The sequence below is a fragment of the Dechloromonas denitrificans genome (assembly GCF_020510685.1).
GTDB lineage: Bacteria > Pseudomonadota > Gammaproteobacteria > Burkholderiales > Rhodocyclaceae > Azonexus > Azonexus denitrificans_A.
This window is the reverse complement of the sequence record NZ_CP075185.1, coordinates 3,247,031-3,271,805: the sequence shown is the minus strand read 5'-3', so window position 1 is coordinate 3,271,805 and position 24,775 is coordinate 3,247,031. Positions and strand designations below refer to the sequence as shown.

The window sequence follows — 24,775 nt, the reverse complement described above, 5'->3', positions numbered from 1 at the left end:
ATTCGGCATCTTCCCGATAGTGGTCTTGTTTTTCCTTGGTAAAGCGCTATAATTCCGGGTCTTTTTTCCAGCTAACGAAAGTATAACGATGGTTGTTATCCGTCTTGCCCGTGGCGGCGCCAAGAAGCGCCCTTTCTACAACATGGTTGTTGCCGATTCCCGTAATCGTCGTGATGGTCGTTTCGTTGAGCGTATCGGCTTCTACAATCCGGTTGCTTCCGGTAACGCTGAAAGCCTGCGTATTTCCGTGGATCGTCTGACCTACTGGCAGCAGAATGGCGCCCAGCTGTCCCCGACCGTCGCTCGCCTGGTCAAGCAACACGCTGCCCAGCAGGTCGCTTAAGTAGTTCCGGCTTTGGCCAGTAACGATATCGTTGTTCTGGGTCGACTGCTCGATCCTTACGGGATTCAGGGCTGGCTCAGGCTGCAAACCTTTGGCGACGATCCGCTGGCCTGGGCCGAGATGCCCGTCTGGTGGATTTGCAGGGAAGGCGAGCCGTGGCGCGAGTGCGGGCTGAAAGCCTTGAAAGCGCATAGCGGTGGCGTGGTTGTATTGCTGGACGGGGTGCCCGATCGGACGGCTGCGGAAGCCATGAAAGGGATACTCGTTGGTGCGCCGCGCAATTCGTTGCCGTCCACAAAGGACGATGAGTATTACTGGGGCGATCTGATCGGCCTGGATGTCATCAACACCGCCGACGAGCGACTGGGCAAGGTGGCCAGCCTGGTCGAAACCGGTGCGAACTCCGTTTTGCGCGTTGTGGCGGATGATGAAACCGAACGCCTGTTGCCTTTTGTTTCGGCGGTGGTGCTGACGGTAGACAAGAAGGCAGGGCTTATTCGGGTGGAGTGGGGCAGCGACTGGTGATCCGGTTTGACTGCATTACCATCTTCCCGGAGATGTTCGTTGCTGTAACAGAGAGCGGTATTACCCGCCGGGCGCTAGAAGAACAGCGCTGGGTCTGGCAAGGCTGGAATCCACGCGATTTCGCCGAGAATGCCTGGCGGCGGGTGGATGATCGTCCCTTTGGCGGCGGGCCGGGCATGCTGATGCAGCCAGGGCCGCTGGAGCGGGCGATAGCTGCAGCCAAGGCGGAGCAGCGCGAGGTAGGCTTGGCGAAGAGCCGGGTCATCTACCTTTCGCCGCAGGGCGCGCCGCTCACCCATCAGCGGGTGATGCAGTTGGCGACCGGCGAGGAGGGTTTGATTCTGCTTTGCGGTCGTTATGAAGGAATTGACGAGCGTTTGATCGAGCGCTGTGTCGATGAAGAGATATCGATCGGAGATTTTGTCCTGTCTGGCGGCGAGTTGCCGGCGATGGCCCTGATTGATGCCGTCGTCCGCCAGTTGCCGGGCGTATTGGGCGATGCCGCTTCGGCGGTGGAAGATTCGTTTGTCGGTGGTCTGCTGGATTGCCCGCACTATACGCGGCCCGAGATTTACGAGGGCGTGGCGGTGCCGGCGGCGTTGATGTCCGGCGACCACAAAAGAATTCGACGCTGGCGGCTGAAACAGGCGCTGGCTCGGACCCGGAAGCGCCGGCCGGATTTACTGGCGCACCGCGTGTTGAACGCGGAAGAAACGCAACTCCTCACGGAAATCGTCGGAGAGGAGCAATGCGGTGAGTAAGTTTTTATAAATTTAAGGATCTCACATGAATCTGATTGAACAACTGGAACAAGAAGAAATTGCCCGTCTGGGCAAGACCCTTCCCGACTTCGCACCGGGCGACACCATCGTCGTTCAGGTCAAGGTCAAGGAAGGCAATCGCGAGCGTCTGCAGGCTTACGAAGGCGTCGTCATCGCCAAGCGTAACCGCGGTCTGAACTCTGCTTTCACCGTCCGCAAGATTTCTTCCGGCGAAGGTGTCGAGCGTACTTTCCAGACCTATTCCCCGCTGGTTGCTTCCGTCGAAGTGAAGCGTCGTGGCGATGTTCGTCGCGCCAAGCTGTACTACCTGCGCGAACGTTCGGGCAAGTCCGCACGGATCAAGGAAAAGCTGGTTCGCAAGACGGTCGCTGCTGTTTAAGCGATTTCTTGGGATTGAAGAAAGGGCGCCTCGGCGCCCTTTTTTATTGCCGGCTTTTGCCTGGCATTACGGGTGTGCGGCGGGATTCTTCTTGTCGCGCTCGATCAGGGCATAAGCCGAATGGTTGTGGATAGACTCGAAGTTCTCCGACTCCACAACGTATGCGTCAATGCGGCCTTCGGCGTTGAGGCGGGCGGCAACGTCGCGGACCATGTCTTCGACGAATTTCGGGTTGTCGTAGGCGCGCTCGGTAACGTATTTCTCATCGGGGCGCTTGAGCAGACCGAATAGTTCGCAGGAGGCTTCCTGTTCGACCAGCTGGACGATTTCCTCGATCCAGACGAAATCATTGGTCCGTGCCGTCACGGTGACATGCGAGCGCTGGTTGTGGGCGCCGTATTCGGAAATCTTCTTTGAGCAGGGGCAGAGGCTAGTCACCGGTACGACGACCTTGACCGAGGTGGCGATTTCGCCGTGGCAGATGTCGCCGATGAAGGTCACGTCGTAATCCATCAGGCTCTGTACGCCGGAGACCGGGGCGGTCTTGTTGATGAAATACGGGAAGTTCATCTCGATGTGACCGGTTTCCGCTTCGAGCTTGAGCACCATGTCGCGCAGCATGACCGGGAAGTTCTCGACGGAAATCTCACGCTCGTGGCTGTTCAGTATTTCCACGAAGCGCGACATGTGCGTGCCCTTGAAGTTGTGCGGCAGGCCGACATACATGTTGAAAACGGCGATGGTGTGCTGCACGCCGGTCGATTTGTCCTGAACCTTGATCGGGTGGCGAATCGCCTTGATGCCGACCTTGTTGATGGCCAGCTGGCGTGTATCGACGGAGTTTTGAACGTCGGGGATTGGAGTAGGGCTGTTCATGTCTGTTTTTCGTTTATTGTCTGTTGGTTCGGGCGCGTATGGCACCCACGATGCCGTCCTTGTCGAGGCCGACTTCTGCGAGAAGCTGGCCTTGTTCGCCGTGGTCGATGAAACGGTCGGGCAGGCCGAGGCGGATCAACGGTACGGTGAGGCCGTGCCCGGCAAGCACGCGCTCGATTTCCGAGCCGGCGCCGCCGATCACTGCATTTTCTTCGATGCTGACGAGCAGCGAATGGTTCCCGGCGAGTTCAACAATCAGCTCGGCATCGATCGGTTTGACGAAGCGCATGTTGACCACCGTCGCGTCCAGCTCCTCGCCGGCCGCCAGTGCCGCCGACACCAGGCTGCCGAAGGCGAGCAGGGCGATGTCCCGGCCGTTACGGCGGATTTCTCCCTTGCCAACGGGCAGTGGCGTCAGATCCATCGCCGGAATTTTTCCGCTGCCACCGCCCCGCGGATAGCGCACCAGGCTTGGACCATTGTGACCGTAGGCCGTCGATAGCATCTGGCGGCATTCGGCCTCGTCGGCCGGGGCCATGACTACCATGTTCGGAATGCAGGTGACGAAGGATAGGTCGAAGGTACCGTGATGGGTCGGACCATCGGCCCCGACCAGGCCGCCACGATCGACCGCGAAAATGACCGGCAGATTCTGCAGGGCAACGTCGTGGATCAACTGGTCGTAGGCGCGCTGCAGGAAGGTCGAGTAGATCGCGACGACCGGCTTCAGGCCTTCGCAGGCGAGTCCGGCGGCGAAGGTGACGGCATGCTGTTCGGCGATGCCGACATCGAAGTAGCGTTTCGGGTATTCGTTGGCAAAACGCACCATGCCGGAGCCTTCCCGCATGGCCGGGGTGATGCCGACCAGGCGGCTGTCGGCCTTGGCCATGTCGCACAGCCAGTCGCCGAAAACCTGGGTGTAGGTCAGTTTGCCGGGGCCTTTGCTGGCCTTGATGCCTTCGTCAGGGGCGAATTTGGCGACGCCGTGGTAAAGAATCGGGTCGGCTTCGGCCAGCTTGTAGCCCTGGCCCTTCTTGGTGATGACGTGGAGGAACTTCGGGCCCTTCAGGTTGCGCAGGTTTTCCAGTGTCGGGATCAGGGCGTCGAGGTCGTGGCCGTCGATCGGGCCGTAGTAATGGAAACCGAATTCTTCAAACAGCGTGCCTGGAGCGATCATGCCTTTGACGTGCTCCTCGGCGCGCCGCGCCAGTTCGAGCAGGGGAGGGGCAAAGCCGAGCATGTGGCGACCGGCCGATCGGGCGGCGTTGTAGGTCTTGCCGGACATTAGACGGGTCAGGATGTTGTTCAGTGCGCCGACCGGCGGCGAGATCGACATCTCGTTGTCGTTGAGGATGACCAGCATGTCGGCATCGGCGACGCCGGCGTTGTTCAGGGCTTCGAAGGCCATGCCGGCCGACATCGCGCCGTCGCCGATGATGGCTATGGCCTTGCGGTCTTCGCCCTTGTGCTTGGCGGCCAGGGCCATGCCGAGGGCGGCCGAGATCGAGGTCGAGGAGTGGCCGACGCCGAAGGTGTCGTAAGGGCTCTCCGCGCGCTTGGGGAAGCCGGAGACGCCGCCGTGCATGCGTAGCGTACTCATGCCGGCGCGGCGGCCGGTCAGTATCTTGTGGGCGTAGCACTGATGGCCGACATCCCAGACCAGCCGGTCGTCCGGCGTGTTGAAAACGGCGTGCAGGGCAACCGTCAGTTCAACGGTGCCGAGATTCGACGACAGGTGGCCGCCGGTCTGCGCAACCGATTCGATCAGGAAGGCGCGCAGTTCGGTCGCTAGTTGCGGCAATTGCTTGCGATCCAGGCGGCGCAAATCGGCCGGGCTGTTGATGGTTTCAAGCAAGGCGGGGCTCATTTCAGAATTGCCGGTGGCAGATGAAGTCGGCCAGTTCGGTCAGGCGGGAGGCGCGTTCGCCGAAAATCGACAAGGCGGCGAGTGCGTCGGAGCGCAATTCGTCGGCGTAGGCGCGAGCATTTTCGAGGCCGAGCAGGCTGACATAGGTCGGCTTGGCGGCGGCTTCGTCCTTGCCGGCCGTCTTGCCGAGCGTGGCGGTACTCGCCGTGCAGTCGAGAATGTCGTCGACGACCTGGAAGAGCAGGCCGGCCCGTTTGGCGAAGCGGTCGAGATTCAGCCGCTCCGCAGCCGAGAGCGGCTGGCCGGCGAGCGCGCCGAGCAGGACGGCGGCACGGATCAGGGCGCCGGTTTTCAGCGCGTGCATCAGTTCGAGTTCCGGCTGGTCAAGCGCCGTGCCGACCGAGGCAAGGTCGATGGCCTGGCCGCCGGCCATGCCGCGCGAGCCGCTGGCGTGGGCGAGCAGGGCGATCATTTCGAGCTGGCCGGCCGGTTCGCCAATCGGCTGGCTGGCGAGCAGTTCGAAAGCCAGCGTTTGCAGGCTGTCACCGACCAGCAGGGCGGTCGGTTCGTCGTATTCAATATGGCAGGTCGGCCGGCCGCGGCGCAACACGTCATCGTCCATGCACGGCAGGTCGTCATGGACCAGCGAATAGGCATGGATCAGTTCGACGGCACAGGCGACGAGATCAAGTTTTTCCGGCGCGGCACCGGTCAGTTCGCCTGCCGCGAAGGCAAGCAGCGGGCGGACGCGTTTGCCGCCACCGAGTGCGGCATAACGCATCGCATCGTGGAGGCGGGCGGGGATGCACTCGGCGCCCGGCAGGTGACCGGCCAGAGCGGTTTCAACGCGGGCTTGCGTGGCCGCCATCCAGTCGGCGAATGGCATTGCGCTCACGGTGCCTCCTGGGTATTGCCCCCTGAGGGGACTTCTTGCAGGGCACGGTCAATGTCCTTGAACTGCCCGTTTTCGAGAACGCGGATCTGCTCTTCGGCATCGGTCAGTTGCGCCTGACAGTGCTGCATCAGTTCCATGCCGCGGCGATAGGCAGCAATGGAATCTTCGAGTTCGAGCTTGCCGCCTTCCATGCTCTGGACGATGCTTTCCAGTTCGCCAAGGGCCGTCTCGAATTTCATGTCGGCGATGGGGGGGTGATCCATGTTGTCGGGATTCTGGGAAACACGCGAAAATACTCCATCAAGGGGCTTCAGGTCAAATCGCGGGGAGGGTAAAATCCGCTCTTTTAACCCGCTGGAGGCACGGAATGTCCGACGTGGCGACCTTGTCCCGTTTGGCCCCGGCAGTTTCCCAACTGCCGGTGGACTGGTATTTCGACGAAAAGATTTTTGAGCTGGAGAAAAAGCTCATCTTCGATGCCGGTCCGGGTTATGTCGGTCATCAGTTGATGGTGCCAGAAGCGGGCGATTACCGTTCGCTGGAGTGGAAGGATCATGGCCAGATGCTGCTCAATGGCGGCAGTGCAGGCGAGCACGCCGGTGTCTGGCAGATGTCCAATGTCTGTCGGCATCGCCAGGCGATCATGTTGCAGGGATCGGGCAAGGTGGCCGGCAATATCGTCTGTCCGATTCACCGGTGGACTTACGATACCGGTGGCCAACTGATCGGTGCGCCGCACTTTCCGCAGAACCCCTGTCTGAATCTCAACAAGGCGAAGCTGGAAAACTGGAACGGCCTGCTCTTCAAGGGACCGCGTTCGGCCAATGCCGACCTGGCCGGCATGACTGTCGGCAGCCAGCTCGATTTCACCGGCTACAAGCTCGACCACGTCGAGATGCACGAGTGCAACTACAACTGGAAGACTTTCATCGAGGTCTATCTGGAGGACTACCACGTCGCGCCTTACCATCCCGGTCTTGGCAATTTCGTCACCTGTGACGATCTGACCTGGCAATTCGGCGACTGGTATTCGGTACAGCGGGTCGGCATCACTTCGTTGCAAAAATCCGGCTCCAAGGTCTATGAGCGCTGGCAGAAAGCGGTTCGCGACATCTATGGGGCCGAAGGCAAGATGCCCGAGCATGGCGCCATCTGGCTGACCTACTTCCCGAACATCATGGTCGAGTGGTACCCGCACGTGCTGGTCGTGTCGACGGTGATTCCGCAGGGGGTGAACAAGACGCTGAATGTCGTCGAGTTCTACTACCCGGAAGAAATCGTCGATTTCGAGCGCGACTTCATTGAAGCCGAGCGCGCCGCTTACATGGAAACCGCCATCGAGGACGACGACATCGGCGAACGCATGGATCGCGGTCGTTATGCGCTGATGAAGGAAGGGCGCAACGAGGTCGGGCCGTACCAGAGTCCGATGGAAGACGGCATGCAGCACTTCCACGAGTTCTATCGTCGGATCATGCAACAGCACATCGAGGTACGCTAAGGGCGTGCAGCTTCACAACAGGGCGTCGGGTTAGAATCCGGCGCCTTTTTCTATTTGAGCCGCCATGCAATCCTTGTGGATGATCGCCGCCAGTTTCCTGTTCGCCTGCATGGGCGTCTGCGTCAAATATGCAGCGGCGACGCATTCGGCAGTTGAAATCACCTTCTATCGCAGTTTCATCTCGCTGATCCTGATGTTCGGTCTGGTGCGTTGGCATGGCGTGTCGCTGAAGACGGCGCACTGGCGCTGGCAGATCAGCCGCGGCGCGGTCGGCTTCGTGGCGCTCGTCACCTACTTCTACGCCATCACCTTGTTGCCGCTGGCGACGGCGGTGACCCTCAATTACACGTCGGCAATTTTTCTCGCCATTTACCTGGCACTGGCTGGGACCCGGCTGCGCTTTAGCATGTTCGGCGCCTTGCTCGTCGGTCTGCTGGGCGTTGCCCTGCTGCTCAAGCCCAGCCTGCATGTCGAGCAACTGCTCGGCGGGCTGATCGGTCTCGGCTCCGGCGTGATGGCCGGAATGGCCTATTTCAGCGTGCGTGAGCTCGGGGCGCGGGGCGAATCGGAAATGCGCACGGTGTTTTATTTTTCACTGGTTTCTTCCGTTTGCGCCGGCGTCTGGCTACTGTTCACCGAACTGCATGCCATCGACCTGCGCAGCGGGTTGTTATTGCTCGGCGTCGCGGGTTTTGCCACGGTTGCCCAACTGGCCATGACCCGCGCCTATACGCGTGGTAAAACCCTGATGTCGGCAGCGTTGGCCTACAGTACGGTAATTTTTTCCAGCCTGTTCGGTGCGTTATTCTGGGGCGAAGTGCTCGATGCGTCGGCCTGGCTGGCAATTGGGCTGATCATCCTGTCCGGAATCGCGGCAACGCATTTTTCGCGCGGTAGCCCGGTCGAGCAGGATTGAACGTCATTAAAATGATATAATTAACAAAGGAGTCAAAAATATGATTGTTATCGACCACCAACCCAGTCGCGTCAGCATCTCCGTCTTCGGTGAATTCACGCTGGCTGACTACAAGGAATTTGAAGAAGTCGTCAATTTCAAGGTCAAGTTCGAGGGACCGGTTGACCTGCTTTTCGACCTCAGCCAGATGGCCGACTTGACCATCGACGTCGCTTGGGAAGAGATCAAGTTCTCCCGTGCCCACGCCAACGATTTCAAGCGTATCGCCGTGGTTACCGACAGCCAGTGGGTGACCTGGAGTGCCTGGCTGTCGCAGACCTTTGTCAATGCCGATGTCGAAGTGTTTGCCAATGTCGAGGAGGCCAAGCTATGGCTAGCGCCGGAAGTGTAAGTTATCCAACGCTGGTCGATCCGGCGACGCTGCAGGCTCACCTCGGTGATCCGGATTGGTTGGTCGTCGACGTGCGTCATCAATTGGCCGATACCGGCTATGGTGAACGGGCCTACGCCGATGGGCATATTTCCGGTGCCGTCTTCCTGCACTGCGACCGCGACCTTTCGGGGCCGATGACCGGCAGCAACGGTCGTCATCCGCTGCCGTCGCCGGTCGATCTGGCGGCCCGTCTGGGCGAGATCGGCATCGGCGGGGCGACGCAGGTGGTGGTGTATGACGACGCCCAGGGCATGATTGCCGGCCGTTTGTGGTGGCTGTTGCGCTGGCTCGGCCATGACCGGGTGGCGCTGCTTGACGGCGGGCTGCAAGCCTGGCTGGCGGCCGGCGGGACGCTTGATCGCCAAACGCCGACGCTGCGCCCGGCTTCCTTCGTGCCCGAAGTACGCGACTGGATGGTCGATGCCGGTTACGTGCAGGCTTTTCTGGCGACCTCGCGGATGCATCTGGTCGATGCCCGTAGTCCGGATCGTTTCCGCGGCGAGAACGAGACCATCGACCGGGTCGGCGGCCATATTCCGGGGGCGGTTAACCGGTTCTTTCGCGACAACCTGCAGGCCGACGGGCGCTATAAGCCGGCCGCCCAGTTACGGGCCGAATGGCTGGCGGTGCTCGCCGGTTCGCCAGCGAAGCAGGTTGTCCATCAGTGCGGCTCGGGGGTTTCCGCCTGCCACAATCTGCTGGCCATGGAAATTGCCGGGCTGCCCGGCTCCCGGCTCTATGCCGGTTCGTGGAGCGAATGGTGCGCCGATTCATCGCGGCCGGTGGCAACCGGCTGAACAGAGGGGGGCCGAGGTTCTTGGTTGAACCCCGGCTGTAGCAATGCTGGGCGGCGATTGACCTGCTTTTCGGGCGACCGGGCCGGCCTTGATGATTGGAATTGGAAGAAATAATGACCGGCGGCCGACGCCAGTTAGTCAGCGCTCAGACGGGCCAGCGCCCAGGCGACATGTTCGCGGACCAGCAGCGAGGGGTGGTCGCTTCTCGCGTTCAGCGCATTTTTGGCAGCGAGCGTAGCGGGTCCATTGCCCAGCGCCACGGCAATATTTCTCAGCCAGCGCTCATGGCCGATACGGCGGATTGGGTTGCCGGCCAGACGGTCATTGAATTCGGCTTCACTCCAGGCGAATAATTCGCTCAAGCAGGCGGTATCCAGGCCATGACGTGGGGCGAATTCTGCGGCGCCGATTTGCGCGAAACGGTTCCACGGGCAGCACAACTGGCAATCGTCGCAACCGTAAATGCGGTTGCCGATTAGTGGCCGGAATTCCTCGGGAATGGCCCCGGCCAGTTCGATGGTCAGGTAGGAGATGCAGCGTCGGGCATCGACCTTGTAGGGAGCGACGATGGCGCCGGTTGGGCAGGCGCCCAGGCAGGCCGTGCAGCTGCCACAGTGCTCCTTGACCGGGGTGTCGGGCGGCAGTGGTAGGTCGGTATAGATTTCGCCGAGAAAGCGCCAGGAGCCTTCCTTCGATAGCAACAGGGTGTGCTTGCCGCGCCAGCCAAGCCCGGCCTGGCTGGCGAATTCAACTTCCATGACCGGCGCCGAATCGGAGAAGACACGGTACCCGAAAGGGCCGATGATTGCGGCGATGGCATCCGCCAGCTTTTGCAGGCGATTGCGCACGACCTTGTGGTAATCCCGCCCTTGGGCGTAGCGCGAAATCGCTGCCTGTTCCGGCTGATCGACGGTTTTGCCATGCGGTAGATAGTCCACCGCCGCCGATATCACGGTCAGCGTTCCCGGGTGCAACAGGCCGGGCGCCGCGCGCAATTCGGCATGCCGAGCCATATAATCCATCTCGCCGTGGCAGCCCTCGGCCAGCCATTGCCGCAGGTGTTCGGCGGCCAGGCCGGGATCGGCGCGGGCCACGCCAACGGCAGCAAAGCCAAGTTTCTTTCCAGCCTCGCGGATATTTTCCTTAAGTGCTGCGTAATTCACAGTGGAGTCCTGATCGTGCATAGCCCCGATGTTACCGCCGTTTTCCAGTTGCCAGACGAGGCTGCCACCCAGCATCTGGGTGAAGCGCTGGCGCCTTTGCTGCAGCCCGGACTGGTGATTTTTCTCGAGGGGGATCTGGGGGCCGGCAAAACGACCCTGGTGCGCGCCTTGATACGTGCCCTCGGCCATAGCGGACCGGTCAAAAGCCCAACCTATTCGCTGGTTGAAGTTTACGTAGTTTCGAGCTTATACTTATATCACTTTGATTTTTATCGTTTCGAGTCGCCAGAGGAGTTTCTCGATGCGGGCTTTGACGAATACTTCAGCAAGACTGCGGTCTGCTTGGTCGAGTGGCCGGAACGTGCTCATGGCTGCGTTCCGCCGCCAGACCTGCGGCTGCGCCTTCATCATGCAGGTCTCGGGCGTGTCCTCGAGGCCGTGGCAGATACACCGGAAGGGACGCAATGCATAAAAGGGCTGGTCTCAGCCTCGGACGACGGCAGCTTCTCCGCTACGCCGGCGCCTCGCTGATCCTCTCTGTTTCGCCGCTGGCCGGCGCTGCCGCCAAATTGCCGGCGGTGCTCGCCGTGCGCGTCTGGCCCGCTGCTGATTACACGCGCGTTACGCTGGAGCATGACGCTCCGCTCAAATACACCCATTTCATCGTTGAGAATCCCGATCGGCTGGTTGTCGATATCGAGGGCGTTGAATTCAACAGTGTGCTCGACAGCCTCGCCCGCAAGGTGGCGACTGACGATCCTTACATCAAGCTGCTGCGGGCCGGCCGTTTCAAGCCGGGCGTCGTGCGTCTGGTCATGGAGCTGAAGACCAAGGTCAATCCGCAGGTTTTCATGTTGCCGCCGGCCGGCGAATACGGCCATCGTCTGGTTCTCGACGTTTATCCGATCAATCCGCCCGACCCGTTGATGGCTTTGCTCGAAGGTCGCAAGGATGCGGTCGAGCCGCTGCAGGCCGATCCCGATTTGCAGGTGGTCGAAACCAAGCCGGGAAAAACACCCGAAGCGCCCGAGGTGCATACCAGCAAGAAATCCGGCAAGCCCATTGTCGACCGACTGGTTACCATTACCCTCGATCCCGGCCATGGCGGCGAAGATCCCGGGGCAATTGGCCAGGGCGGCTCCCAGGAAAAGAATGTCACGCTGGAAGTCGCCAAGCGCCTGAAGGCCCGCATTGATGCGGAGCCGAACATGCGGGCGGTGATGACCCGCGATTCGGATTTCTTCGTGCCGCTGCAAATGCGGGTCCAGAAAGCGCGGCGCGTCCAGTCCGATCTTTTCCTGTCGATCCATGCCGATGCCTGGATCAAGCCGGATGCCCGTGGTTCATCGGTCTTTGTTCTCTCCGAGCGCGGCGCTTCGAGTACGCAGGCCCGGCTTCTGGCGCAGCGCGAAAATCAGGCCGACCTGGTTGGCGGGGTGAATCTCGGCAGCAAGGATCTGTTCCTGGCGCGGACACTGCTCGACCTCTCGCAAACGGCAACCATCAACGACAGTCTGAAATTGGGCAAATACCTGCTCGGCGAGCTGGGCGCGATCAATACACTGCATAAAAACTATGTTGAGCAGGCCGGTTTTGCCGTATTGAAGGCGCCGGATATTCCTTCGGCGCTGATCGAAACCGCTTTTATTTCGAATCCGGAAGAGGAGCGTCGCCTGAACGACGATGCCTATCAGGAAAAACTCGCCGACGCGATCGTACGGGGTATTCGTCAATATTTCCTTCGTCATCCGCCGGGGCCGAAAGCCAAGCTGGCTCAGCTCGGCTGATCGCCAGTTGTCTGCTGGTTGCCGGGCATATTCGGCAGCGGAAAAATGGCGATGCGGCGGTATTCAAAAAATATTCAGCACAAAGCCCAGAGATTCTCTATAATGCGCGCCCTTAGCACCTGTGCCCAGGTGGCGGAATTGGTAGACGCACTAGTTTCAGGTACTAGCGGGTAACTCCGTGGGGGTTCGAGTCCCTTCCTGGGCACCAAAATACGAAAAGGCCTTGATTATTCGAGGCCTTTTTTGTTTTTGGCCGTTGCCATCCGCGCTGAATTCCTGATCGGGGAGTGAAATGAGAACGAACTTGCAGGTTCCCTTTGCCGATAAAGACCAGGCAAAGAAACTGGGGGCCAGATGGGATGCGGCTCGGAAAGTTTGGTACGTCGAGAACAAAACCGATATGGCACCGTTCTCGCGCTGGGCACCAAGCCCGCACGTCCATTCGGGGGCCGGCGAACAACCGCCGAAGAGCATCCCCGGCAACAAACTTCAGGCGGCCGGCAAAGTCATCGTCGGCAGCGATTACGTCGTGCCAACGCGCATCTGCCAGTGCTTGCCGTGGGATGTCTGCGACAAATGCCAAGCCACGGCCCTGTCCAATTAGCCTGCGCGTCTAGACCGGGTTGTTGCGCAGTATTGCCGCATCAGGTCGGACGATTAACGATCTGTTCAGCTGGCAAACCGCTTTCCGAGGCGTAGGCAGACTCAGCGCGTTCGCTTGCTGATCTCGCCGTCGCAGCTTGCCGCAACCCGGGCGTATTCCTCGGGCGTGTCGATTAGCGCCTGGGCCAGTTCGACACGGCCGATTGCCCGCTTGATATAGGGCATCCAGCGCTCATCCAGTTCCCGCTGCAGATAGTCCCTGGTCTGGCCCGCCGGGCCGCGCCAGGGGGCGCCCGTGGCGAACCGGCGGGACAAGGCCTCGGTCAGTTCTTTCTCGATCGCGGCGATATGCGCCTGATTGGTTTGCACGTGGCGCATTTCGTGGTCGTAAATTTCCCGGTAGGCGCAGCTGCCGGCGGGAAACTCCTTGGCGACATGAACGGTCATTGGCATGAAACCGAAGGTCATGGTGAGTTGCGGGCTGGCGCACTCCCATCGCCCGGTTCGGTCGATGTGGGACGGGGTATCGATCGCAAACCTGACAATCGCGTTGCCGCGGGTCAGTCCGAGAACCTGATTGCCCTGCCGCGTCAAGGTTGTCGCCAGATTTGTCAGCGCCTTGTAGCTGTACTTGGTGCTGAGAGTGAATGGCTCCTCCAGCCGTTTGACCGTTACCGCCGGTAGCGGTAGCTGGTCGCATTCATCCGCCCAGGCCGGAAAGCATGGGAAGACGAGAAGGAGCAGGGCAAGGGCGCGCATCGGGAGGTAGGATCAATCAGGATGCGCGGACAGCGGCCTTGTTCGCGTGCCTGGCCTCGGGCAAAAAAGAGCCCGCACGGCGGCGGGCTTAATTCCATTCCAGAAGGATTGGAGGAGACAGATCCACTGTACGCCCGATATTGCTGCGGTGCAACAATATCTTGTCGAGTTGATTGCCTTGACGTCTCGATGTGCGGATATTTTCAAGGCGTGGCTGAGCAGTGCAAGCATCGGGAGCGGAGTCGAGGGGGAGTCAAGGGGAAAACGATTATAGCGAAGCAATGTCGGCCCGGAGCCGCCAATCCCAACATCACCGCTCCGGTAAGTGCCTTCGGCCGTTATAATTCAACGTTTTTCCCGACACCTAGCTCATGCGCGTATTTCGCGGTCATTCGCGTCCCGTCCCTGCTCCAGTTGTGCTTGCCATTGGTAATTTCGATGGCGTTCACCTCGGGCATGCCGTCCTTCTCCGGCAACTGGTGAATTCAGCCAAGCGACTCGAGTTGGCACCGACCGTGCTGACCTTCGAACCACATCCGCGCGAGTTCTTTGCCCCTGAGTCTGCCCCGGCGCGTCTGACCACGCTGCGTGAAAAGCTGGAGTTGCTGGCCGACCTGGGCGTCAGCCAGAGCATGGTGTGCCGCTTCAATGCAGCTTTCGCGGCGCTGACGGCCGATCAGTTCATCGAACAGGTGCTGGTTCGCGGCTTGCAGGTCAAACATCTGATCATCGGCGACGATTTCTGTTTCGGTCGCGGCCGGACCGGGAATTTCGCATTGTTGCAGGCGGCCGGGCAGCGCTTCGGTTTCACCGTCGAAGCGATGCAGAGCGTGACGCTGGATGGCGAACGCGTTTCCAGTTCCGGGGTGCGGCGGGCTTTGGCGATCGGTGACATGGCGCATGCGGCGCGCCTCCTTGGCCGGCCTTACATCATCGACGGTCAGGTCGCGCATGGCGACAAGATCGGGCGTCAGCTGGGCTTTGCCACGGCCAATATCCGCATCAAGCATAATCCGTTGCCGATGGCCGGCGTTTTCGCGGTGGAAGTGAGCGGTCTCGGCGACGGGCCGCTGCCCGGTGTGGCCAATCTTGGTATCCGGCCGACGGTCGGCGGTACCCGGCCGCTGCTGGAAGTCCATTTATTCGATTTCGACCGCGACATTTATGGCGCGCACATTTCCGTTCGTTTCGTCAATAAACTGCGGGACGAGCAACGCTTTCCCAATTTCGATGCCCTCAAGGCGCAGATCGCGGCTGATGCCGCGGCTGCCCGGGCCTACTTCTCGCTGTGAGCACGCAAAATGGCTGATTACAAAGACACCCTGAACCTGCCGGATACCGCTTTTCCGATGCGCGGCGATCTGCCCAAGCGTGAGCCGCAATGGGTCGGCCAGTGGCAGCAGAACAAGCTCTACGAGCGCATCCGCGAAGTTTGTGCCGGCCGTCCGCGTTTTGTCCTGCATGACGGCCCGCCTTACGCCAATGGCGATATCCACATCGGTCATGCGGTCAACAAGATTCTCAAGGACATCATCGTCCGCTCGAAAACCCTCTCCGGTTTCGATGCGCCCTATGTGCCGGGCTGGGATTGCCACGGCTTGCCGATCGAGCATCAGATTGAAAAACTGCACGGCAAGAACATTCCCGCCGACCAGGTGCGCGAACTGAGCCGTGCCTACGCGGCAGAACAGGTCGAACGCCAGAAGAAGGATTTCATCCGCCTCGGTGTGCTGGGTGAATGGAACAATCCCTACCTGACCATGAATTTCAAGGCCGAAGCCGATGAAATGCGGGCGCTCGGCAAGATCCTCGAACAGGGCTACCTGTATCAGGGCTTGAAGCCGGTCAACTGGTGTCTGGATTGCGGTTCGGCGCTGGCCGAAGCCGAGGTCGAGTACGAGGACAAGAATTCGCCGGCCATCGATGTGGCGTTTGCCGTGCATGACAACCATGCCGACAAGCTGGCCGCCGCCTTTGGCCTGTCTCATCTGCGCGGCCCGGCTTTTGCGGTGATCTGGACGACAACGCCGTGGACGCTGCCGGCCAACGAAGCGGTCAGCGTCCATCCGGAACTGACCTATGATCTGGTCGAGACGGAGAAGGGCGCGCTGATCCTGGTTCGCGAACTGGCCGAAGCCTGTCTCAAGCGTTATGACCTGAACGGCACGGTCATCGGCTCCTGTAGCGGCGACCAGCTCGATCAGATTCTATTGAAGCACCCGTTCCAGAATCGGGACGTTGCCATCATCTGCGGCACCCACGTCACCACCGAAGCCGGTACCGGCCTGGTGCACACCGCGCCGGCACACGGGGCGGACGACTTCACCATCGGCAAGAAATACGGTTTGCCGGTGAATAATCCGGTCGGCAACGATGGCCGCTTCCTTGGCAATACGCCAGCGCTATCGGTTGGCGAACTGGCCGGCAAGACGGTCTGGGAAGCCAATCCGCTGGTCCTGCAGGAACTCGAATCCGCCGGCCGGCTGCTCAAGAGCGAGCGAATCCAGCACAGCTACCCGCATTGCTGGCGCCACAAGACGCCGATCATCTTCCGGGCGACGACGCAGTGGTTCATCGGCATGGAACACAAGAAGGACGAAAACGCCTCGACGCTGCGCTGGATTGCCGAGCGTGCCGTCGATGAAACCCAGTTCTTCCCGGCCTGGGGCCGCGCCCGCCTCGAGGCGATGATGCGCACCCGGCCGGACTGGTGTGTTTCCCGCCAGCGCAACTGGGGCGTGCCGATTCCCTTCTTCCTGCACAAAGAGACGGCGCAGCCGCATCCGCGCACGGCCGAACTGATCGAACAGGTCGCCCTGCGGGTTGAAAAAGCCGGCATCGAAGCCTGGTTCAGTCTGGATGCCGCCGAACTGCTCGGTGCCGAGGCCGACCAGTACATCAAGATGAAAGACACGCTCGACGTCTGGTTCGATTCCGGTACGACTCACTGGCACGTGCTGCGCGGTTCGCATGCCGCCCAGTTGGCCTATCCGGCCGATCTTTATCTTGAAGGCTCCGACCAGCATCGCGGCTGGTTCCAGTCCTCACTGCTTTCCGGCTGCGCCATCGATGGTCGGGCGCCGTACAAGGCACTGCTCACCCATGGCTTCGTGGTCGATGGCAAGGGCCACAAGATGTCGAAGTCGAAGGGCAACGTCATCGCGCCGCAGCAGGTTTCCGACAAGATGGGCGCCGACATCCTGCGCCTGTGGACCGCGTCGACCGACTACTCCGGTGAACTGACGATTTCCGACGAAATCCTCAAGCGCGTCGTCGAAGGTTATCGGCGTATCCGCAATACGCTGCGTTTCCTGCTCGCCAACGTTTCCGACTTCGACGCCACGGCAGACATGCTGCCGGTCGAGGAATGGCTGGAAATCGACCGCTATACACTGGCTCTGACGCGGCAACTGCAGGACTCTTGCCGAGGCGACTACGATCGCTACGAATTCCACCGCGTGGTCCAGGCGCTGCAGACCTTCTGCTCCGAAGACCTCGGCGGCTTCTACCTCGATATCCTGAAGGACCGCCTGTACACCACGGCACCGAAATCGAAGGCCCGCCGCTCGGCACAGTCGGCGTTGTGGCACATCACGCAGAGCTTCGTCCGCCTGCTGGCGCCGATCACCTCATTTACCGCCGAAGAAGTCTGGCAGGTGCTGGGCAGTCAGGCTGACGATTCCGTGATGTTCCAACTCTGGCACGACCTGCCGAAGCCGGAAGGCGAGGGCGAACTGCTGGCCAAGTGGGCGCTGGTCCGCACGGCCCGGGCTGAAGTCACCAAGGCGCTGGAAGCCCAGCGCGAAGCCGGCAAGATCGGTTCGGCGCTGCAGGCGGCGGTGGAAATCCATTGCGCCGGCGAGAAATACGCTGCCTTGGCGGCGCTTGGCGACGACCTGAAATTCGTCCTTATTTGCTCATCCACCGCGGTCGTCAAGGCCGAGGCCGAGCAAGTTATCGCGACGCCGCTCGAACATGGCAAGTGCGAACGCTGCTGGCATGTCCGCGAGGATGTCGGTGCCAGTACCGAACATCCAACCCTGTGTGGCCGCTGCATCAGCAACCTTTACGGGGCTGGCGAGGTTCGTGACCGTGCCTGATGCGAAGCGCTGGTATGCCCTGGCCGGGCTTGTCGTCATTCTCGACCAGCTCAGCAAGTGGCTGGTTCTGGAAAATATCCATTTCGGCGAAACGATTTACGTCGCACCTTTCTGGAACTGGGTGCTGACCTACAACCCCGGTGCCGCCTTCAGCTTCCTGGCCGACCAGGCGGGGTGGCAGCGCTGGTTTTTTACCGCGCTGGCGCTTGGCATTTCCGGCTGGATCGCCGTCATGTTGCGCCAGCATCCGCAGCAAAAGTTGCTGTCGCTGGCTTTGGCGCTGGTCATGGGCGGGGCGCTCGGCAATGTGATCGACCGTGTGCGCTTCGGGGCGGTCGTCGATTTCATCCAATGGCACGCCGCCGGCTATTACTGGCCAGCCTTCAATATCGCGGATTCGGCGATCACCGTCGGTGCAGTTTTGCTCGTTTTTGAGCAACTGACTGCCGCGGGCAAGAAAACCGAGGAGAAAAACACATGACGACCGTTCGTTCCGACAGCTATCTGACGCTGCACTACCGGATTTCGACGCTGGATGGCGATGAGTTCCTGTCCACTTTCGACATGAGCCCGGCGACGCTGCAGATGGGCAGCGGCCAACTGGCCGAGAATCTCGAATCGGTGCTGATCGGCCTGCCATCGCACGAGCGTTTTATTTTCCAGCTCGAGCCGAACGAGGCCTTCGGTCAGCACAATCCGCGCCTGGTCGAACGCATCGCCCGCAGCGGCCTGCCGGCCGAGATGGAACTCAAAGAGAATTCCGTCGTCGAATTCACCGCCCCTAACGGCGGCACGTTTGCGGGCTTCCTGCGCGAGCTGGATGCGACGCATGCCCTGTTCGACTTCAACCACCCGATGGCCGGAAAAACGATCCGCTTCGAGGTGGAAATCATCGGAATCATGTAAATGCAAGTCATCCTCGCCAACCCCCGCGGCTTCTGTGCCGGCGTCGAACGCGCCATCGCCATCGTCGAGCGCGCCCTGGAGAAATTCGGTGCGCCGATCTATGTTCGTCACGAAGTCGTGCACAACAAGTTCGTCTGCGACGACCTGCGCGCCAAAGGGGCGGTTTTTATCGAGGAGTTGAGCGAGGTACCGCCCGGCAGCACAGTAATATTCAGCGCCCACGGCGTTTCCAGGGCGATCCGTGAAGAAGCCGAAGAGCGCGGTCTGAAGGTCTTTGACGCTACTTGCCCACTGGTCACCAAGGTGCACGTCGAGGTCGGTAAAATGCGCAATCAGACCCTTGAAGTGGTGATGATCGGCCACAAGGGGCATCCGGAAGTTGAAGGAACGATGGGGCAGAGCAGGGATGGGATGTATCTCGTCGAGACTGCTGACGATGTTGAGAAATTGCAAGTGAAGTCGCCGGAGCAGCTTTCCTTTGTAACCCAGACCACGCTGTCGGTTGATGACGCTTCAAAGGTCATTGATGCTCTGAGGCACCGCTTTCCTGAGATTCAGGGGCCGAAAAAAGACGATATTTGCTATGCCACACAGAACCGGCAAGATGCTGTTAAAGCACTAACTGAACAGTGTGATTTGGTGCTGGTTGTTGGTAGCCCGAATAGTTCTAACTCCCGTCGCTTGAAAGAAGTGGCCATTGCGCGGGGGGTTGATGCATATCTAATCGATGGTCCTGACGAAATCGATGTGGCTTGGTTTGATGGAAAGACCCGGGTCGGTGTTACAGCCGGTGCTTCAGCACCTGATGTTCTTGTTTCACGCGTGCTGGAGCGAATCAAGAACCTGGCAGATGCGACGGTCGTGCAGGCGGATGGTGTCGTAGAGGGTGTTTCCTTTCCTTTGCCGCGGGAGTTGCTCAGTTAAGGCTGGTTAAGGAAGTGGTCGGGTTGTATGAGTCTACCGACATACATGATAGAAAAAAGGCCAGCATTTTAAGCTGGCCTTTTTGTTGATTTGCCGTTGAGTAATGCCTCAATCGTTGGTGATCTCCTTCCACGATACCCGGCGAGTGCTACCTCCAGTCAGGCTGACCGGCGGCTTCTTGACCAGTGTACTGCCGCCTTCTCCGCCGCCCGGGAAGTATCCCTCGGTGACGCCGGTGCCGCCCGAACCCGTACCGCCGGAACCGGTGGAGCCACCGCCGGAGGTTCGGATCAGGGCCAATACTGTTCCATCGGGTAGGCGGATCAGGACAGGGCGAGTTGCAATCACGTTACCAAGACTGATCCCGACGACCCCGCCGGAGCCGCTCACGGGGCCACCACTGCGATAGTCCAAGGTGTAAAGCCAGCTTGCCGACTGATCGCTTGATGTTGTCCCGCAGGGCTCGACACTCGCATTGTTCGGTGTATTTGTTGTGAATACGAGGCTGCCCAGAGCGAGAGTCGGGTCGGTGTTCGCCCGTTCGCCCGCTGTCAGGAAGTCCACGTACCAGCCATTTTTCGTTGTCCAATCGACATTTGCAGCGGGGGAGATTTTCCTGACGCTTTCACCTGTCGTGCAGGATGCTTCATTTGCACAGGTACCCGTCACCAATGTCTGGGCTACGAAATTGCTGCCAGTCAATCGCGGGTTACCGTAAGTTGTTGCACCAAGATTGTCTTTGACCGCGTACATGGTTTGCGACTGTGTATTGGTGACATCGCTTACGCCGAGGTAGCTGCCGGTTCCGATGAAAACGACCGGTTTGCCGTTGATCGTACTAACTATCGGCTTGGCGGTAACTGGCTGGCTGACGCCTGATGCATCAAGGAATGTCGTCAGAAGTTGGGCGTCATAACCAACCCCTCCCATATCGTTATTGATATCAAAACGCCAGAGGTTACCCAGCATATCGCCACCATAAACAGCGGAGGTCGTGTTGTTGGTGTCGGCCGTAGTGGAGTGGGCGCTGATCTTGGCCAGACCACTTGGGGTTGCTGCAGAGCCTGTATTTGTACTGATGGTTCTGATCAAGCTTCCGGTGTATGCATCAAGTACGTAGAGGCGGCCAATCCCGTCAGCATTGTTGTATCCGGAGGTCAACAAGACCACCCATTGTCCGGTCCTCAGCTTGGTAATGCGCGGGTTGCCGTAGGAGTAACCCATGCTGGCATCGGCAAACTCCCACAACATGGCAGGATTCGCCGGGTCGGTAATGTCGAGCGCGTAGTAGCCCTTGCCGCCGCGGTTCAAGCCACCGACGATAATGGTTTTCCACTGGTTGCCGGAACACGAAGTCGTTGGGGTGGTCGGGCAAACGTCGCCTGTCTCGGGTGTGCCATCGACAAAATACTTGTGGTTTTGGCTGTAGTTATTATCGGCGAGACGATAGAGCTGAGGAAGGACCATTTCCGGAACATAAGCCCAGAGCTCCTTGCCGGATTCGGCATCGAAGGCGTGCAACATGCCATCGTTACTGGCGGTATAGACTGCGCCGGAGCGTGAAGCCTTGAGAGTCTTGAAATCGCTATAACCGGCATCGGTGTAGTTGAACAGCGGTGCTTTGACATAGCGCGCTTCTGAGGAAACGATGTCGCCGAGAACATGTTTGCGCTCTCTGAAGAAAGTACCTTCGTTGGTACGCTCACCCCGCAGGTAGTTCACCAAGGCTTCACCGGCCGCACCGTTTGTGGCGACCGTTGTATTGTCTTGTGCCGTGCTGCTCAGGCAGCTGCCACCGGCTGGGCTGCAAAACTGTGAAAGACCGGTTGAAGGGGCTGTTGCAACATACGTCAGATGCGGCTTGGTGAAATAAGCTTGCTGCGCCAAGGTCAGATTGTTCCAGGTGAAACTGATCAGGCCGCTACTGCCTTTCGTGTAGATGTTTCGCGAGGTAGGCGCCCCGGCGACATAAGCTGAATTGGTGTTCTGCGTGTCCGTTGTGCTGAAAGTGGTCGTCGAAGTGTAGGCCTTCAGCACGTAGTAGCAAACGCCCGCTCGGGAATAAACGTTGCCAACGGAGTAATCGGTAGTTGCTGCCCAGGCCGTCGCACAGGCGGTTGGCGAGTGGCTCACGATGGCTGTCTTGTCGGTGTCCACCGTGCCGAATGTGCTGCCAGAAATATAGTCGGTATGGACGCGGTAACAGGTATCTCCGTTGCGATAAGCGTTGCCCGCAACATATGACTTGGAGGCAATCCATTGTGTCGTGGCGCAATCCAGCAGAGCCATCGCCGACCAGTCGATCAAGGAGGTCAGGTTCTGGGTCGTAGTGTCGAAGCGCTGGCGATAGAGTTCGCCATACCAGTCAACCGACTTGTAATAGGAACTGAAAACATAATTGTCACCGGCACTGATATTGGGGTTGCTGCTGGCGGCAGCTGCCGAAGTGCCTGGGCGCGGGGTGTCGACGATGGTTGCCAGCGTGCTGGCCAGGCCGCTGGACAGCGAACTGGGGTCGGTCGCGCTGAAGTAGGAACCGCGACCGTTGACCGCAGCGTGCCACAAGTCGTCAATATTGGCGGGATTGTCGTCCGACGGGGTTGGCCAGACACAGCGGTTGCCGGATGTCATCCAGGAACAGATGCCAGTGCTCGGGTCGGCTGTTGTTCCGGTTTTTACCGAGAAGAAATCGCCATAGGTTTCTGTCCAGTAGCTCGGAGAGAAGAGCATCTTGCCCTGCGCGCCGAGACCTAGCGTAAAGGTTGTCATGTGCTGCGTAGCAGCTACATCCCGACCGTTGGACGCTACGTTGTTCGTACAAAGATTGTTGGCAGTGGTGGCAGGCGAAATAATCGGGCCATCGCAGGTTCCGGTGCCATCGCTTGCCGTCGGACTACGCAGATCGGTGTTGTAGTAGTAGGCAGCCACGTCGGCCAAGGTGTTGGAATTCCCTCCACTGGTTGCGATGGTCTGGCATTGTTTTGCAGTTGCGACGGTGTAGTCCGGCCCGGCGGACTGATCCACAGCGGTGCAGTCAGTGACTGTTGTCCAGCCACTCCAACTGCCGTATTGGCAAGCTGTCCGTGTACCACCCGCGGTCCAGGCAGTGGTCGTGCAACTGCTGGCATTGCTCCATGTTGTACCCGTCACCGCGCAGTTTCGATACACCGTGGCATTTGTGTAATTGTTTGCCACATAACTTGGTTCGCAGGTCGATGTGACTGCCGCTGCTGCCCAGTTATACCGGCAGTCGGTGTAGTTGCCGCTCGCGTCCGGGTTGGTAACAGAGCAGGTTGCCGTATCTGTCCATGCAGTTGTCCCAATGGTTTGGCATTGCCTTCTGTTGGAGCCGCTGTTATCTGGCGTACAACTGCTCGTGCCTGCCCACGCTGACCAACTGCCGCCGCTGTTGCTACTCGTTCTGGTTTGCAGTTGGCTGGTTCGCGTCTGCAGTGTGCCCTGTTCGGCTCTCTGCGTTTCCGTTCTGGATTGGAGGGAACTGGTTCTCTGTTGCGTCTCAGCGATGCCGCCGTCGTTATACGGAGCAGCCATTGCGCCGTCCTGGTTGCCTATCGCTGTCGAGCCATCAAGTTTGAAACCGGCCGAGCCATTCCAGAAGCCATCAGTCGACAGGATGGTGAAGTTTTGTTGGCACGAAAACTGAAGTGGGTCGGTTACCGTGACGCCATTCAGTGTTGAGCCGTTATATTGTCCCGCGTAGAGGCGTCCTGCCTTGGCAAGTGCTTGGCGCAACGGTGTTCCGGAGTTCGGATTGGCAGCAAAGAGCTTTGTGTACCAAGTATTTTTATGTGAGGTCTTGAATTCATCGAGGTTCTGGAAATCTGTTCCAGTATTGTTGTTCAGGCTCATGTAACCGACCCGAAAGCGGGAAACATTGTTGGCGACGTCGGTGGCTGTGTCGATGCTGGCAAACGCTCGGCTGGCTGCTGTTTTGATCAATTGCATCCGGGTTCGGTAATAGGCGTACCAGTTGGCGTAGTTGGTCATTTCCTCCGCATAACTACATGTCGTGCCTGAACAGTCCGTCCGGCCGGCAGCCTTGCTGGCAGATCCCGGATAGGGGTAACTGGTGACGTAAGGCGTAATGGTATGGCGCAGATTCTCGCCAGGGATGGTGCTTGAACTTTGATTCGGCGATGCACTGGTATTCCGCCAGTTGGCCAACGGGATGTTGTCTTGCGCAAATGTTGTCGCGGTGAAGGTCATCGCGTTGGTTGGGTTTGGGGTGATGATCGGTGCGACGGATGTGCTTCCTGGTGCATAAATGGTGACAACCGAGCCATTGACCGTTGCGATATAGCCAACGGTAGTGCAGTTGCCGGTCTTTACGTTTGTGCAGTTGTTGATTGCCGTGCTGATGCGCGTGGCAATGTCAGAGCTGGCCGAATAGGCTCCGGTTGCCGCCGACATGATTTGTAAGCCATCGACGGTGATGCCGGTGACGCTGGTTGATGTGTTGCCGGCGACGGTAATTGTCGAAATGCGCGGGGCAGGCATGCGCGGAAACTTATTCGACGAATCCCAGGTTGCGCGACAAGAGGTCAGGTCGGCTGTAGTACACCAGCGCATTGTCGCTGGGTAGGGGTAGCTGGTGCTTGTTGAACTTGCGGTGGTGCAGGTTCGCAAATCAGGCTTGTCGCAGTACTCGCCTGGAATGGTGACGTAGGTATAGGCTGCATTCGACAGATTTGCGGTGCTGGTGCTCTGTACGCCATAGCCATCCACCTTGACGGCTTTCCAGTTTGGGGCGGCACTGGTAGCCGACGTGTCTCCGCCTGTCGCCGTCGAAATGCCGGTCATCGACGGGTAGGAAGTCGTATTCAGCGTTCCATTCGCGTCGTACATGATCGGGGGCTGGTAGCGAACCGCCGGATTGTAGGCAACCCCGTTGAATGCGCTGTTGTATCGCATGTAGGGTGGCATGCCGCTATTGACTGCACTGTTGTAATTGTTCGGCCGGTATTGGGAATTGTACGAATCGTACCAAGTGGCCTGATCCGGCATGCTCTCCCAGTCCATACTGCCCGAGTCGTCGAGCACGAACAGAATGTTTGGTTTGACGTCCACGGACGATGGTGCAAAGTAGGTACTCAACGGGACTGTCGATAGGTCGGTCTGTGCCGCTTGGCCGGTTAGAGTCAGGGCCAGGCATGCGAGCAGGAGACTGCTCTTGCTGAAGGGTAACTTGATGTTCATGA

General features: G+C 59.5%; 23 protein-coding genes and 1 tRNA gene. 17 read left to right on the top strand and 7 right to left on the bottom strand.

Translation table 11 applies throughout. From position 1 onward, the window contains the following. Window positions 1–88: 88 nt before the first annotated feature. The 4 genes from rpsP to rplS are packed head-to-tail and all read left to right on the top strand — an operon-like array spanning window position 89 to window position 2,029. Entirely contained in the window at window positions 89–343 is a 255-nt protein-coding gene (gene rpsP / locus KI611_RS15750; protein ID WP_226416594.1) for a 30S ribosomal protein S16, read from the top strand. A gap of 12 nt (window positions 344–355) precedes the next feature. Continuing rightward, on the top strand, window positions 356–868 hold the full coding sequence (rimM, locus tag KI611_RS15745) for a ribosome maturation factor RimM (RefSeq protein ID WP_226416593.1): 513 nt from the start codon (window positions 356–358) through the stop codon (window positions 866–868). After that, a complete protein-coding gene (trmD, locus tag KI611_RS15740) occupies window positions 865–1,629 on the top strand; it encodes a tRNA (guanosine(37)-N1)-methyltransferase TrmD (protein WP_226416592.1) in 765 nt (254 codons plus the stop codon). Before rimM ends, trmD begins: the two co-directional genes overlap by 4 nt. 25 nt (window positions 1,630–1,654) lie before the next feature. Beyond that, window positions 1,655–2,029 (top strand): 50S ribosomal protein L19, encoded by a 375-nt coding sequence (gene rplS / locus KI611_RS15735; RefSeq protein ID WP_226416591.1) that lies wholly within the window; start codon window positions 1,655–1,657, stop codon window positions 2,027–2,029. Between the two features lie 66 nt (window positions 2,030–2,095). Here rplS and folE2 read toward each other — a convergent pair whose 3' ends face one another. From folE2 to xseB, 4 genes are read right to left on the bottom strand one after another with little or no spacing between them, the layout of a single operon-like run. Then, window positions 2,096–2,905: a GTP cyclohydrolase FolE2 gene (gene folE2 / locus KI611_RS15730; protein WP_226416590.1), complete on the bottom strand. Its 810-nt coding sequence runs from the start codon at window positions 2,903–2,905 to the stop codon at window positions 2,096–2,098. Between the two features lie 13 nt (window positions 2,906–2,918). Further along, window positions 2,919–4,772: a 1-deoxy-D-xylulose-5-phosphate synthase gene (gene dxs / locus KI611_RS15725; protein ID WP_226416589.1), complete on the bottom strand. Its 1,854-nt coding sequence runs from the start codon at window positions 4,770–4,772 to the stop codon at window positions 2,919–2,921. Between the two features lies 1 nt (window position 4,773). After that, the gene (locus KI611_RS15720) at window positions 4,774–5,658 is read right to left on the bottom strand and encodes a polyprenyl synthetase family protein (RefSeq protein ID WP_226419932.1); all 885 of its coding nucleotides are present in this window, start codon (window positions 5,656–5,658) and stop codon (window positions 4,774–4,776) included. 5 nt (window positions 5,659–5,663) lie between these two features. Further along, window positions 5,664–5,930 (bottom strand): exodeoxyribonuclease VII small subunit, encoded by a 267-nt coding sequence (gene xseB / locus KI611_RS15715; protein ID WP_226416588.1) that lies wholly within the window; start codon window positions 5,928–5,930, stop codon window positions 5,664–5,666. 104 nt (window positions 5,931–6,034) lie between these two features. Here xseB and KI611_RS15710 point away from each other — a divergent pair, with 104 nt between their 5' ends. The 4 genes from KI611_RS15710 (at window position 6,035) to KI611_RS15695 (ending at window position 9,314) form a co-directional block, all read left to right on the top strand. Beyond that, entirely contained in the window at window positions 6,035–7,168 is a 1,134-nt protein-coding gene (locus KI611_RS15710; RefSeq protein ID WP_226416587.1) for an aromatic ring-hydroxylating oxygenase subunit alpha, read from the top strand. Window positions 7,169–7,232: 64 nt separating this feature from the next. Next, entirely contained in the window at window positions 7,233–8,084 is an 852-nt protein-coding gene (locus KI611_RS15705; protein WP_226416586.1) for a DMT family transporter, read from the top strand. Between the two features lie 40 nt (window positions 8,085–8,124). Continuing rightward, window positions 8,125–8,475, top strand: a complete 351-nt coding sequence (locus KI611_RS15700; RefSeq protein ID WP_226416585.1) for an STAS/SEC14 domain-containing protein — start codon at window positions 8,125–8,127, stop codon at window positions 8,473–8,475. Beyond that, window positions 8,454–9,314 carry a sulfurtransferase gene (locus KI611_RS15695; protein WP_226416584.1) on the top strand — a complete coding sequence of 287 codons (861 nt, stop codon included), beginning with the start codon at window positions 8,454–8,456 and terminating at the stop codon, window positions 9,312–9,314. The genes KI611_RS15700 and KI611_RS15695 overlap by 22 nt, the downstream gene beginning before the upstream one ends. Before the next feature lie 134 nt (window positions 9,315–9,448). Here KI611_RS15695 and queG read toward each other — a convergent pair whose 3' ends face one another. Next, the gene (gene queG, locus KI611_RS15690) at window positions 9,449–10,498 is read right to left on the bottom strand and encodes a tRNA epoxyqueuosine(34) reductase QueG (protein ID WP_226416583.1); all 1,050 of its coding nucleotides are present in this window, start codon (window positions 10,496–10,498) and stop codon (window positions 9,449–9,451) included. On the opposite strand from queG, the gene tsaE reads away from it, so the two are divergent. The 4 genes from tsaE (at window position 10,493) to KI611_RS15670 (ending at window position 12,868) form a co-directional block, all read left to right on the top strand. Further along, complete coding sequence (gene tsaE / locus KI611_RS15685; RefSeq protein ID WP_226416582.1) at window positions 10,493–11,008, top strand: tRNA (adenosine(37)-N6)-threonylcarbamoyltransferase complex ATPase subunit type 1 TsaE; 516 nt, start codon at window positions 10,493–10,495, stop codon at window positions 11,006–11,008. The two genes, queG and tsaE, sit on opposite strands and share 6 nt — an antisense overlap. Beyond that, the gene (locus KI611_RS15680; protein WP_226416581.1) at window positions 10,942–12,264 is read left to right on the top strand and encodes an N-acetylmuramoyl-L-alanine amidase; all 1,323 of its coding nucleotides are present in this window, start codon (window positions 10,942–10,944) and stop codon (window positions 12,262–12,264) included. The genes tsaE and KI611_RS15680 overlap by 67 nt, the downstream gene beginning before the upstream one ends. A gap of 123 nt (window positions 12,265–12,387) precedes the next feature. Beyond that, window positions 12,388–12,472 (top strand) — tRNA-Leu (locus tag KI611_RS15675). An 84-nt stretch (window positions 12,473–12,556) separates the two neighbouring features. Beyond that, window positions 12,557–12,868 (top strand): DUF5710 domain-containing protein, encoded by a 312-nt coding sequence (locus tag KI611_RS15670; RefSeq protein ID WP_226416580.1) that lies wholly within the window; start codon window positions 12,557–12,559, stop codon window positions 12,866–12,868. A gap of 101 nt (window positions 12,869–12,969) precedes the next feature. Here the strand turns inward: KI611_RS15670 and KI611_RS15665 are convergent, their stop codons facing one another. Continuing rightward, window positions 12,970–13,626, bottom strand: a complete 657-nt coding sequence (locus KI611_RS15665; RefSeq protein WP_226416579.1) for a hypothetical protein — start codon at window positions 13,624–13,626, stop codon at window positions 12,970–12,972. A gap of 371 nt (window positions 13,627–13,997) precedes the next feature. On the opposite strand from KI611_RS15665, the gene KI611_RS15660 reads away from it, so the two are divergent. From KI611_RS15660 to ispH, 5 genes are read left to right on the top strand one after another with little or no spacing between them, the layout of a single operon-like run. Then, complete coding sequence (locus tag KI611_RS15660) at window positions 13,998–14,918, top strand: bifunctional riboflavin kinase/FAD synthetase (protein ID WP_226416578.1); 921 nt, start codon at window positions 13,998–14,000, stop codon at window positions 14,916–14,918. A gap of 9 nt (window positions 14,919–14,927) precedes the next feature. Next, window positions 14,928–17,726 carry an isoleucine--tRNA ligase gene (ileS, locus tag KI611_RS15655; protein ID WP_226416577.1) on the top strand — a complete coding sequence of 933 codons (2,799 nt, stop codon included), beginning with the start codon at window positions 14,928–14,930 and terminating at the stop codon, window positions 17,724–17,726. Further along, window positions 17,719–18,207, top strand: a complete 489-nt coding sequence (gene lspA / locus KI611_RS15650; protein ID WP_226419931.1) for a signal peptidase II — start codon at window positions 17,719–17,721, stop codon at window positions 18,205–18,207. The genes ileS and lspA overlap by 8 nt, the downstream gene beginning before the upstream one ends. After that, entirely contained in the window at window positions 18,204–18,632 is a 429-nt protein-coding gene (locus tag KI611_RS15645; protein ID WP_226416576.1) for an FKBP-type peptidyl-prolyl cis-trans isomerase, read from the top strand. The genes lspA and KI611_RS15645 overlap by 4 nt, the downstream gene beginning before the upstream one ends. Then, on the top strand, window positions 18,633–19,556 hold the full coding sequence (gene ispH / locus KI611_RS15640) for a 4-hydroxy-3-methylbut-2-enyl diphosphate reductase (protein WP_226416575.1): 924 nt from the start codon (window positions 18,633–18,635) through the stop codon (window positions 19,554–19,556). Between the two features lie 108 nt (window positions 19,557–19,664). Here ispH and KI611_RS15635 read toward each other — a convergent pair whose 3' ends face one another. Then, window positions 19,665–24,773, bottom strand: coding sequence for a pilus assembly protein (locus KI611_RS15635; protein ID WP_226416574.1), 5,109 nt, complete (start codon window positions 24,771–24,773; stop codon window positions 19,665–19,667). Window positions 24,774–24,775: the final 2 nt, after the last annotated feature.